Here is an 11,784-nt window from a genome sequence, read left to right on the forward strand (position 1 = left end):
GCGTCAGACAAGTCGAGGTCTTCCAGGATGAGCGTGTAGGAGCCTTCATCCTCGGGAGACCTCGACGTCTATCCCGGGACCGACGCGCCCGACCGATCTACACCCTCAACTGTGAAGAGCCGCGAATCTCGTCCAATCCAACTGAGGCGAACATGGTCGTCGTGAGCCATGGGCCGCCGAACCAAAAGGTAGGAATCGCCAGGATCTCGCCGGTGACTTTGAGGATGCCGGTCCGGTCTGATTCGTTCCATGCGGCCTGGAAGAGCGCGATCGCGACGGCGCCAGTGAGAACGCCAATGAGAACGCCGAGGGCAATCCCAACCCCCGGTGGCGTAGTAGACGCAGCGGCATGGACAACCATGTTCCAGTGTGCAGAGCAGATCCTGGCCGCGTCAATGACGGGCCGTTGCTGTCACGCACTGGCCCGCGGTCGCGACCCCATGTCCGAATAGCGACGCGTATGGCCCCTTAAGAACACCATGGGTTCGAACTACTCCGCCCCCCGTCAGCCGACGCCTTCGACCGAAGTGCCGCTCCCGCTTCCGCGACCCGAGGACGACAGTCGAGTTCTGGCGGATCTGCGACTTCGCGCGGTGATTGGCTACGCTCGCAGGCGAGTTTGGGCAGGATGTCGGGTATGGGCCAGTTGCGATCGCTCCCGTACCGCAAACTTGCCGACGCGCTCCACAGCGTCGCCCCCGTCCTCGCGCCAGAGGTCCGTCAGCACGGTCGGCGTTCTTACGTCCTAGGGGCTCATGTGTCGCCGCGCGAGCTACTTCTGGTCGAGCTCCGGCACCGGGCTGGCTGGTGGGCGATGGCCGTCATAGTGGACCCAGACACGGGACAAGCGTCGAACGAGCTCGACGACGTCATGTTTGCCGCCGAATCCGAGCCGTGGTGCGCGGCCGCGATCCCCAGGCCGGTGGCCAGGTGGGTCTTCCCGGTGCCGGGCGGACCCAGCAGGACGACGTTGCGTGCCTCGGTCAGGAACCCACCCGATGCCAGCGAGGCGACCTGTTGACGCACCGCTGGTTGGGCGTCCCAGTCGAACTCCTCGAGCGTCTTGCGGGAACCGAACCCGGCGGCCCGGATCCGCAGCTGCGCACCCGATGCGTTGCGGGCGGCGACCTCACGGTCAAGGACCGCGGCGAGGTACTCCTCATGGGTCCAGCCGGCATCGCGGGCGTGATCGGCCAGCCGGCCGGCTGCTTCGGTGATCCGGGGCGCCTTCAACGCCGACGCCCAGGTAGGTCAGCTGCTTGAGCGCCTCGCTGGCGTCACTCTTCGCCTTGGTCGCCATCAGGCCACCTCCTCACCGTCAGTGAGAGCCTCGGTCAGGTCACCGTCGATGAGACCGAAGGCGCGGTCGTAGTCGGCCAGGTCCCGCGCCAGGCCGTCGTGCGGATCAGGTGCCCCTCGTGGCGGACTTCGACCCGTGTCAGGTCCGCATGGACGTCGACGAACCGGCCGATCACCGCGGGGTCGACCGAGTAGTCGGACGAGTCGACGCGGACGTAGTAGTCGCGTCCCAACCGGACCCGGTTGGTCCACCCCACCGCCGGTGGAACCGGTGGCAGCGGCAGCATCGCCGCCCTATCTGCGTTCAGCAGGTCGACCGGCCTGGTCTTGATCGTGCGCACGATTCGGTTGTTCGCCTGGGTCAGCCAGTCGCTGAACTGGGCGTCGAAGTCGGCCGGTGAGGTGAAGTCACGCCCGGGCATGAAGGAGGTCTCGAAGAACCCGTTGCGTCGCTCCACGATGCCCTTCGACTCAGGGTCGTAGGGCTTGAGCCGCTGCAGCGTGGTCGCCAGGGTGCCGGTGAACTCCCCAACGCCCTCGGCATGCCGCTTGCCGCGACCGATGCCGGACTCGTTGTCCCAGATCAACCGGCGCGGGACCCGGCCGAGCAGCTGCAGCAGCACCCACATCCCCAGCAGCAGATCCTCGGTGTGCCGGGTCGGGATCATCCGTCCGACCATGAACCGAGAGTGCGCGCACGTGATCACCATGACCGGCAACAGTGTCTTCGTGCCGTCCTCGAGCGGGATCTTCTTCGGCGGGAACCACAGGTCGCACTGCGCGGCGTCACCCGGCAGCCACGTCAGCCGATCAGACGGGTCGACCGGCACGTGGTCAGGCCGCAGCCGCCGGACGTTGTCGCGAAACCACGTGATCGACCCGGTCCAGCCGACCCGCTCGGCGATCACCGTGGCCGGCATGTCCGGAGTCTTGGCCAGCAGTTGGCGCACCGCCGGTTCGTACGGCGTGAACGCCGTCGGCACCGCCGGCCGCTCGTACTTCGGCGGCCCGTCGGAGGCCAACGCCCGCGCCACCGTCGACCGCCCCACGCCCAGGTCCCGTGCGACCTGACGCTGCGGAACACCGTCCGCAACCAGCCGCCGAATCAGAGCCCAATCCTCCACAGAGATCACCCATCCAATCTGTCTGGGTGGCCTCGTTTTCGACCGTCACTATGGCCTCGTTTTCAAGCGTCGTCGACACTCGTGGCATGCCGGAATGGGTGTGTGCCGCGACGACGCCCTTGTGCGAGCGTCCACGGGTGCATCGAGGCCCGCCTGACGTGCTCGACCTATTTCGACGGGCCGGGCTAGACCCCGGCGCCAGCGGTGTGATCACGCCGCCGTGTGAGTCGCCATGGCGTTTTGGCTCTGCCGGTTCATTTGCCGGAATGACGGTACGAAGGATGGCGCGCCATTGTGGTCGCGAGGTATGCGACACCAATGACGATGAAGGCGGGAGAGAAACCGACGCCCGTGATGAACGCGGCACCGACGAGGCCGCCGAACGGCATCAGGGCGTAACACATTGAGGTCGAGAGGGACGAGACGCGGCCGACTGCTCCCCTGGGTATCCGTTCGAAGAAGCCCACGAAGGTTGTCCGCGACTCATCAGGGGCTATTGCGTCACTACCTGGTACATCGCTTCCCAGTCAACGAGGTACGTGGGCGCGATCCCTCCATCCGGCGCGAAGCAGCGAGCGTTGGAAAACGGGCTGTGCTGACCGTTCGGACCCGTCTCCAGCGTGACAGCGACGCAAGTGACCACGTCGGCCTCTCTCGGGCTGACGGGCCCCATCAGTACGCGGGTGAGTAGTTGATTGGGCGCGACCCCAACAGTCCAGTGGATGGTCGACGCGGGGGCGAAGCACGTCCCGGGCCAAATGTGGACGTTGAAGACTGAGAACTGACCAGAGATAGTTGAGCGGTTTCGCACGTCACCCCAGATCTGCTTCGCGCCGCCTCCGTCAGTGGATAGGTAGATGCTCTCAAGGTTCGGCGCGTCGCCAGCGATGAGTCGATTGTCGGGACGCAAGCAGGTGGCGGGATTGAAAGCTTGGGTGATGGCAAGTGAGAGTTTCTCGGTTACCCAATCTCCGTGTATCCCTAATATCGTGCCCCTGATTTGGATGGGAACGGTGCCCGAGAAGACGCCGACCGGGGTGCCCGAGACATCGCCGCTTCGAGTCAGAGTAAGTCCACCCGGCAGTTTGAACGGAGTGAGTAGGCGCCATTCCAGCGAGTAACCGCTCTCGATGTCGGCGCTGAGCCGGACGCGCAGCGCCTCGCCGACACGTCCAGTGACCGTCTTCGTCGTCAGGTGTGGACGGGCCCTGATCCGAGCCACGATGGCCTTCACGGCTTGTCGCAAAGGACGTCCGTCGGTATAGCCGTAGTGAACGGGAAGACCCGCCATCTCGATTAGGGATCCCTTTGAGTCACAGACCGGGTCGTTGCGGTTGCACACACTGTGCGCGAGAGAATTGAACTGCTTAGGTAGTCGCGTTGTCGCCGACCCTGATAGGGCGGCGGGGTACTGGAGTCCGATGCCCGACGCCGAGCGACTTGCTGTCCCGTATGTGGCGGTGTGGTCGTTGCTGACGCGATCGCCGTCCGCGATAAGGAGGACGCCGTCCAGCCGGTCGAGCATCCCACGGTTGTCATTTCGCAACCACCGGTTGGTGAGCCGGTGCATCACCATCGCACCCTGCGAGTAGCCAGCCAGAACGAGTCGTTCGCCAGGGCACTCTCGGCGGCGGGCTTGGAGCCACGAAGCAGCCTCGTCGACACCATCGTTGAGCCCCTTGAACCATGATGGCCAGCCCAGCAGCGTCTTGGGGATTGCCTTGGCCTCGTAGGACACGGGTTGCTGGCGAACCGTTCGACCGGTTCCGTTGAGGAGACTGCGAAGCGTGTCCGTGGCGCTAGAGACTTGCTTGCCCAGTCCCGACGGTTGATCAGAGCCGCGTGCGCCGATGACCAGCACGTCACCACACGACGGGACCAGTCTTAGGTTTGTAGTGTCATCCGCGGGTTGGGCGATGCTCGGCTGTGAAATGAGCCCTATCAGCAGAGCGGCTATGAGGAGAAGCCGTACGAGCGGGACGGACTCCCTCGGGATCGCAAACCTAGTTGGCGCTGTCATCGTGCCCCCGCTCAAACGTGACCCAATCCGCTGGCTGCACGATGCCAGCGATCGCACCAGTCGTCATCAGCAGGTCTATGGGGTCTAGTCCGCGGGGGTCTGCTGCCCGCATAGGTATGACAACTCACCTCGACCTCCACGGGACGACGACCCCTCCTCCCACGGGCGACTCGCCAAAGCGACAACAGCGGCAGGGTGCAGATTCACACTCGGTGACGTCCCGTGAGGTGGTGTAGTTCCGGCCGCTGATCGTCGTGTTGACCACGACGTAGGCGGCCACCGTGCAACGGTCAGTGAGTACTTGCGACAGACACTCACGAGAGGACACGAAGCACGATGGCCTTGGACAATGCTGCACTACTCGAGGTGCTCGTAGCCATGCAGGCTGCTGGAGTCGAGGACCGGGTCCGGACCGCAGCGCAGACGATCTACCAGGCGTTGATCGACGCCGAGCTCACCGCGGTGATCGGCACCGGCCCCTGGGAAGGCAGCGACCAGCGCACGGCACAGCGCAACGGGTCGCGGCCGCGGACGCTGGCCACCACCGCCGGCGACCTGGAGCTACGGATCCCGAAGCTGCGGACCGGGACGTTCTTCCCCTCGCTGCTCGAGCGGCGCCGTCGGGTCGACCAGGCCCTGTTCGCGGTGATCATGGAGGCCTACCTGCACGGAGTGTCGACCAGGAAGGTCGACGACCTGGTCCAGGCGCTGGGCGGCGCGAGCGGGATCAGCAAGTCCGAGGTGTCGCGGATCTGCGCGGACCTCGACGAGGAGGTCGGCGCGTTCCGGGACCGGTCCCTGGCCGGGATCGACTACCCCTACGTGTTCCTCGACGCCACCTACTGCAAGGCAAGGGTGAACCGCCGCGTGGTGTCCCAGGCGGTGGTGATCGCCACCGGTGTCACCGCCGACGGCCGACGCGAAGTGCTCGGGTTCGACGTCGGCGACTCCGAGGACGGGGCGTTCTGGACCGCGTTCCTGCGTGGCCTGAAGGCCCGCGGCCTGGGCGGGGTGCAGCTGGTGATCAGCGACGCCCACACCGGCCTGAAGGGCGCGATCGCCTCGGTCCTGCTCGGCGCCGCCTGGCAACGGTGCCGGGTGCACTTCATGCGCAACGTCCTCGCGGTCGTCCCGAAGGGCAACTCCGAGATGGTCGCAGCGGCGATCCGCACGATCTTCGCCCAACCCGACGCCGAGCACGTGCACGAGCAGTTCGAGGTCATCGCCACGATGCTCGGCAAGCAGCTGCCCAAGGTCGAGCAGATGTTGCGCGAGGCCCGCGACGACCTGCTGGCCTTCACCGACTTCCCGGTCAGCCACTGGAAGAAGATCTGGTCGACCAACCCGCTCGAGCGGCTCAACAAGGAGGTGAAACGACGCACCGACGTCGTCGGGGTCTTCCCCAACCCCGCCGCCCTGCTGCGGCTGGCCGGCGCTGTGCTCGTCGAGGCCCACGACGAGTGGCAGGTCACCGCCGAACGCCGCTACCTGTCCGAACACTCCATGGCCCAGCTGGCCGAGAAGACGACCGAGGAGGTGGCCAAGCCCGAACTCATGACGGCATGATCAGAACACTGACCCGCACGGTGTCGAGAACTCCACCACTCAGCGGGACGCCACCACCGCTTCTTGATCGAAGTGCTTGCCCAGTCGTACGTTACCGAGATGAGGACAGCACCGCCCCCGGAGCGAGGCCGGTGTCCCAACTGCGGCGTGGCGCAAGGGCAGCGGCACATGAAGTCCTGCCCGTGGTATCCAGGAACATGGGACGGCTAGTACTGGCCGGCCCGCCGACGACCACGGGCGTGCCCTGCAACCGGCCCAATGACCGCCCCGGCAGCCTCGGTGTTGGTCGCCTCAATCGTCCCTTCGTCGGCCAGCGCGCGATCAACAGCATGAGGCCATGTAGCGAGCCGTGATGAACAGCCCACCTGAAGATTCCGATCAGGGCTGGGCCAAGCCCGCGCCATTTGGGGCACCGGCCGCGGTGCAAAGCCTGAGCGGCGTTGCAGCTCCCCTGCTCGCAGGATTCTGCGTCACCGTGACGGCGTTGATCATTCAGGCGCCCGACGAGCTCCGGTTTCCGGACGCCGCTCTCATGATGCTGTCGATCGCGGTCGTGTTACTACTTTCCTGTGTGCAGTGCGGGTTTTGGGCGCGGCAGTACTTTGCATCCCCGGACGAGGCATCAAGCTGGTTTGAGGACTTCGCCTCTGATCCCGAGCGGCAGAAACGTGTTCATGAGGAGCAACGCTCGTACTACGCGATCTACCTTGAGTGGTCGCTGCGCGCCCGGATCACGTACACAATTGGGATCACAGCGGTCTACGCCGCGCTCGCCGTCACGATGATCCCGCCAGGCAGCCTGGTGGAGTCGTGGCCCAGATTCGTGGCGTTCGCCGTCCTTGCCGCTGCGGCGATCACCGAAGTTGGATGGACGGTCCGGGGGTGGCGAATCCACGCCAGCGGTGACCGGCCGGCGTGACTCAATGGCCCGCGTCAACCACCGGGAGGCATTGGGTCGTCGATGAATAGGCTCTGGCTGCGGAGAAGTTAGATCGACGACGTGTTTGCGTCGCCGTGTCTAGAGACTTCTTGCTGGGCGCTACTGCGGACCTTGTCGACGACTTGGCTGCCGAGTTCGACTACGTGACGATGAGTGCGAGTACGCGACGAATTGAGGAATGAGCGCCCAGTGAGTGAAACGCTTTGAGGCAATACGAAAATTGATCAGTCGAATTAATACGGCGCAAATCTAGGGGGCAGGCGTAGGGGTGGGGACGGCCGCTGACTTCGGAACGACGTAACCCTGACCAGACTCCAGTTGCAACTGATCTCCGCGGCAATTGCCAGAAGGTCGGATGGCAACGACAGGTCTGCTCCACGTGCCGCCCACCGCAGTCCCAACGAGTTCGGTTGCCTCGCATCGCGGTCCAAGAAGACTCGGCTCGTACAGAAACACGGTGACGTCGGTCGGCTTGTCGACCGTTAACGCGACCGGGGTGGCCCACCTGGGCGATGCAACGAAGATTGCGATCCCGAGCACGATTCCCAACCCTCCGAATCGAACTGCCTTCTTCAGTGCGTCGAATTTCGCTTCGATGACTTTCTGATTTGCGAATGCGATTAGGCGAGCCCCTGCGGACTCGAGTCGAATCAGCATCCACTCTGCATCTTGCGTAGAATGTGGCAATTGGCGACTTGCGGTGGCGGAACCTTCACCTGAGTTCGACGCGTCCCGAACGATTAACGAGGAATCGGCGTCAGTTCGAAGTCTCAGCACCGCGTCATCGCATGCCCGCAGTTGATCATAAACGTCGTAGATCGTTCCAGCCAGGCCGTTCGAGAAGAGGATTGCGTCACGATTCAGATAGTCCAACATTGCGCGAATCTTCACGCCCTCTGACTTGGCGAATCGCTCAGTCAGGCCGCGCAGGCGGCGGAGTATTAGCAGCTTGAAACGCGTGACAGGGACAAGCAGCCAGCGCCGCATTGGCGACGAACTCGCGCGGTAAGACGCCAAGTTCTCTCTCGCCGAAAGAATTTTCCGGTCCCACTCACGATTTCTCTTCTGACGCGGCACGTCGAACTCCCGTAGATCGACTAGCTGACCGAGCGTCGTATAGCCGACTGATAGGACACCAGCCGCTGTCAGGATGATCCAAGCGACGCCAAGTATCGCCAACAAGAAGCCAACTAGGGCGACAGATCCACCCAACAATCCGTTCGGGAGAGATGACAGTTGCAGGCCAGCGACAAGAACCGCTCCCACTGCCCCGGCCGCCGCAACGAGCCACTTCGTGGTCTCACGAATGACTGTTTGAGAGTGCTCCAACTGCTCTTGACTACGGGCGGCCACAATTCCTTGTGAGTCTGTCTCCCGTGCGGGATCGCCGCTTGGAAGGGCACCAGCTTCACTCGCCATGGTCACGCCACCTTTTTGATTCGAACGCTTGGCACCTCGCATTCTGTCCCCATACTCTGGATGGCGACAAGCAACTTGGAGGGCCGCACTATGAGGAAGTGTGTGCGTTGGGATCCTCGAGCTGATGGGGACCGACGCCGCGTTGCGGACGACCTCGTGCTGTTGGAGATCGACGATGCTTGTCGTGCGGTGTGTCGTGGATGCATGGGATACCCCCCGAAGCTTCAACCCCCCTCGCCGCTGCAGATCGATGAGTGGGTGGTGAACTACCGTTGTCCGCGCGCAGGAGACGAGGCTTCCGGGTGCGACGAGTTGGGGCTGGTCGTGCTGAGCTTGAAGCGACGGTGAGGCCGCAACGTGGTATCGGCGGAACTCGCGCTGGAGAGACATAGTCGTAAAGCACGATCTCTCAGCGCGACTCCGGCCGCCCTTCGAACCTGCGCCTGTCCCTACCGTCTTTGGCTGGGCCTGGTGGTGCCAACTTGCGTCCTGCGCACCCGAACGTCGGCATCGAGGCGATGGCGTGTGGAGGTCAACCTTCAGAATCCCTCAGGAGCCGGGCACCTGCCGCAGTTCTGGAGAAGGAGTCGGCCCACCGGCTGTATATGTCGTCTCCCTTTGAGGTGTGCCGGATACGAGGGCCCGCACCTCCTGCCAAAACCCGTCCTCTGTCGGCTCGTGCCACTCCAGCAGTTCCGGCGGCGTTGGATCCCCGCCGATTTCGGTCAGACCCGCCAGCCATGGAGCCAGCTCGGCACTGTTGAGGCGATGGGTGTAGTTGCCGGCCAGGTCGGCCCGTCCGAGGGAACGATCCAGCTCGGCCAGGTTCTTTGCGGCCACCCGAAGCCGCAGCCACTGGTGACGTCGCCAGTGGGCGTCGTTCGCGTGGCGCCGTGCCAGGCGCTGGCCGGCGAGAGCGCCGCGCAGGGCGAGTGCCGCGATGGTCTGGCGGGTCATCAGCAGGTTGGTGCCGCCCTCGGTGGGGCTCTGGCGAACCCAAGCGACTCGTCCCCGCGTCGCGGGCATGAATGTCTGCTTGGTATCAGACCAACCGCGAGCGGTGTTGATGATCGAGCCGACGAAGCCCGCGACGGAGCGTGACAGCGGCGTGGGTGGGCTGCTGCGGGAGCCGCTGTCGTCAGGTGCCCAGACGTCTTGGTGTCGGTGGCCGCGCGGGTAGCCGCCTAGGTTGATGCCGAGCGTGGGCCAGGAGGGCAGCACGCTGTCGAAGAGGTGTATCGGGAAGTTCTGAGCTACCCCGCCGTCGGTGAACCACAGTTCCTCGGCCCAGCTCACGCTCGTGTCGGCGGGGTAGTGGGTAGGGATTGCTCTGTCGCGGTGGACGACCTCACGTCCGTACTCGTCGCGAACACGCGCCTGCGTCCCGGGGGTCATCGTGATGCGATAGAAGCGGATCGCCTCGAAGAGCCCTGGAAGCGACATGCTGAGCCGGACGGCGACGATTACCGGAAGCTCACCACCGGTGGGTAGCCGGTGAAGGGTACCCAGGTCCTCTCCCGTTTGGATGTCCTGGACGTTCGTGAGGCTCTCTCCCGCTTTCAGCAGGTCGACAATTCGGGGTGGAAACGTCGCGGTGCTGGGGTCGTCCGCCCGTTCGAGGTCTGTCGCGCGGAGCCACAACCCGGTGTCCTCGATCGGCGGGAAGCGGTGAGGGACGCCGTGCACGAGCTCGGTGGTGACGAGCTCGAGGTTGACCGATCGCCATGCGACCTCGGTTGCGCCGGCCACGGCGTCGCCGACGTTCGGCGCCGGTTGCCAAAGGTCGCGGAAGAGTAGCGGATCCTGCTGACCGGCGAGCTGCGACAGAGAGCGGTCGAGCCAGGCGATGAGGGTGGGTGCTGTGCTGTCGCGCGGCAGACCGGCCACCCGGTTCCACAACCGGCCCCACCACGTCGGCTGCCAGGCGCCGGTGCCGGCGACGAGCCCGAATCTGTGGTCTTTGGCTGCAACCAGCGTGATCTTGGCAATTGCGGTCAGGTTCGCGACGGCTAGCACTAGGACGGCGGTAGCCCACACGAGTAGCGAGAGGCCAAGGAATCGCCATGGCTCCGCGCCGCGCTCGAGGCCCAGCACCAGCACGACGACCGCAACCATGGTCAGGCCCGATACCAACGGGGGAAGGCCTCGGCCGGGTGGGGCCGGAGGCTCTGCGGGTACCTGTTCGGCTGGCCCGGTCTGGACAGCTGGGCGCGATGCGGCGGCGACGCCGAGCCCGACCGCGACCAGGGCCAGCCCGACGGTCCACGCGACGGCGGCAAGTACCGACCAGACGTGGCTCAGCGCCTCCCCCGGCATCAGCTCGCGATGCCACCAAAACCACAGGATCACTCCCGCCAGCACGGCCCAGGTAACCACCTTGCTGATCCGGCCGAAGGCGCCGATCGCGAGTAGCGCCACCCGCAGCACCTTGCGTCGCTCCTGCATGGTCGCGATGAAAAGCCGGAACAGCCGGTGCCCCGCATCGGTCGGCTGGAAGAGCTGCGCAATCCGGTGCTGGTCGGGCTTCTCGGGGGCATCGAGCTGGCAATACCAAGCGACAGCGTCGGCGAGCCCCGCAAAGCCCTGCCGCAAGTTCCCCGCTGCGAGGTCCGCGGGCGGGTCAACATTGGGTCGTCCCGCAAGGTCCCATCGCGTGCGGCCTACCTCGGCCGCCGCCGCGCAGGACGCCGCTATCGCACCCGCCGAAGCCCCGCCGACGTTGCGCAGCCGGAAGCGTCGCGCAATCTCGCAGACAGCAAGCGGGTAGACGACCCCGCTCGTGGTGCCCCCGCGCATCGTGACGTCGACGCTGCGCCGGGCATAGTCGGCGTACATATCGGTCTCGCGTGCGGCAGCAGGCGGCTGGTGCAGCGCCCCGTCGGCGTCGGCGTTGTGGCCGAGCGCATAGGCCCCGGCACTGGTCAGCGGTGGCACCGCCTTCTCCTGGACCGCCCACAGCCAAGGGTCGGATTGATTGGCACGTGATCGTAAGTGGACACCGACGGCAGACCGCCAGCCGGCCCCACGTCGTGCTCGTCGTACAACAGCTGGCGCAACTCGGCCAATGCAGCGTCGTCTCGTGGCAGCATTAAGAACCCCCTCGTTCCTGCCCGGCGCTCACACGCGCGGTCGCGAAAAGCCTGCTCCCGCCGCGTGCCGCGGTCAAGGACAGCCTTTGCCGTTGGCGGTTCCGTGCGCGAGAACACCAGGACGTACTTGCTCAGAAGCTCCCTCTTGACACCTCCCGAAGTTCCGACGCATTGACAGCAAAGGTGATGACGGCCTGGACCTCGCTGCGCAAGCCCTCCTTGAGCAGTTGGCGCAAGCACATGAGTCTGCCGCACGGATCGGTCTCCGCGGCCTCCAACGTCACCGGCATCGTCACCGAAGTTTGACCGGCCAGCCCCACCGTTTGG

General features: G+C 65.1%; 7 protein-coding genes and 2 pseudogenes. 2 read left to right on the top strand and 7 right to left on the bottom strand.

Features of this window, described 5'->3' with window-relative positions; all coding sequences use genetic code 11:
• Nucleotides 1–753 precede the first annotated feature (753 nt).
• The 5 genes and pseudogenes from AC57BS_RS04450 to AC57BS_RS04470 all read right to left on the bottom strand — a co-directional run bounded on the left by AC57BS_RS04450 (nucleotide 754) and on the right by AC57BS_RS04470 (nucleotide 4,284).
• Complete coding sequence (locus tag AC57BS_RS04450) at nucleotides 754–1,233, bottom strand: ATP-binding protein (protein WP_496410257.1); 480 nt, start codon at nucleotides 1,231–1,233, stop codon at nucleotides 754–756.
• Between the two features lie 146 nt (nucleotides 1,234–1,379).
• Nucleotides 1,380–1,595, bottom strand: a pseudogene (locus AC57BS_RS04455) (Mu transposase domain-containing protein); the annotation flags it as partial.
• Between the two features lie 33 nt (nucleotides 1,596–1,628).
• Nucleotides 1,629–2,432 (bottom strand): annotated as a pseudogene (istA, locus tag AC57BS_RS04460) (IS21 family transposase); the annotation flags it as partial.
• A gap of 245 nt (nucleotides 2,433–2,677) precedes the next feature.
• The gene (locus AC57BS_RS04465; RefSeq protein ID WP_496410258.1) at nucleotides 2,678–2,890 is read right to left on the bottom strand and encodes a hypothetical protein; all 213 of its coding nucleotides are present in this window, start codon (nucleotides 2,888–2,890) and stop codon (nucleotides 2,678–2,680) included.
• Nucleotides 2,891–2,916: 26 nt separating this feature from the next.
• Entirely contained in the window at nucleotides 2,917–4,284 is a 1,368-nt protein-coding gene (locus AC57BS_RS04470; RefSeq protein WP_496410259.1) for a cutinase family protein, read from the bottom strand.
• 495 nt (nucleotides 4,285–4,779) lie between these two features.
• Between AC57BS_RS04470 and AC57BS_RS04475 the strand changes: the two genes are divergently transcribed.
• Both AC57BS_RS04475 and AC57BS_RS04480 read left to right on the top strand, forming a co-directional pair.
• Nucleotides 4,780–6,009 carry an IS256 family transposase gene (locus AC57BS_RS04475; RefSeq protein WP_496410260.1) on the top strand — a complete coding sequence of 410 codons (1,230 nt, stop codon included), beginning with the start codon at nucleotides 4,780–4,782 and terminating at the stop codon, nucleotides 6,007–6,009.
• Between the two features lie 352 nt (nucleotides 6,010–6,361).
• Nucleotides 6,362–6,928 (top strand): hypothetical protein, encoded by a 567-nt coding sequence (locus AC57BS_RS04480; protein ID WP_496410261.1) that lies wholly within the window; start codon nucleotides 6,362–6,364, stop codon nucleotides 6,926–6,928.
• A 270-nt stretch (nucleotides 6,929–7,198) separates the two neighbouring features.
• Here the strand turns inward: AC57BS_RS04480 and AC57BS_RS04485 are convergent, their stop codons facing one another.
• Nucleotides 7,199–8,410: a hypothetical protein gene (locus AC57BS_RS04485; protein WP_496410262.1), complete on the bottom strand. Its 1,212-nt coding sequence runs from the start codon at nucleotides 8,408–8,410 to the stop codon at nucleotides 7,199–7,201.
• Between the two features lie 507 nt (nucleotides 8,411–8,917).
• Complete coding sequence (locus AC57BS_RS04490) at nucleotides 8,918–11,302, bottom strand: hypothetical protein (protein ID WP_496410263.1); 2,385 nt, start codon at nucleotides 11,300–11,302, stop codon at nucleotides 8,918–8,920.
• Nucleotides 11,303–11,784: the final 482 nt, after the last annotated feature.

Source organism: Nocardioides sp. BGA-UO-ETr-FS32, from assembly GCF_059567905.1.

Bases quoted from the DNA above. Each gene is read 5' to 3' on its own strand.
- AC57BS_RS04480 (WP_496410261.1), top strand. From the start codon at position 6,362: ATGAACAGCCCACCTGAAGATTCCGATCAGGGCTGGGCCAAGCCCGCG.
- AC57BS_RS04475 (WP_496410260.1), top strand. From the start codon at position 4,780: ATGGCCTTGGACAATGCTGCACTACTCGAGGTGCTCGTAGCCATGCAG.
- AC57BS_RS04485 (WP_496410262.1), bottom strand. From the start codon at position 8,410: ATGCGAGGTGCCAAGCGTTCGAATCAAAAAGGTGGCGTGACCATGGCG.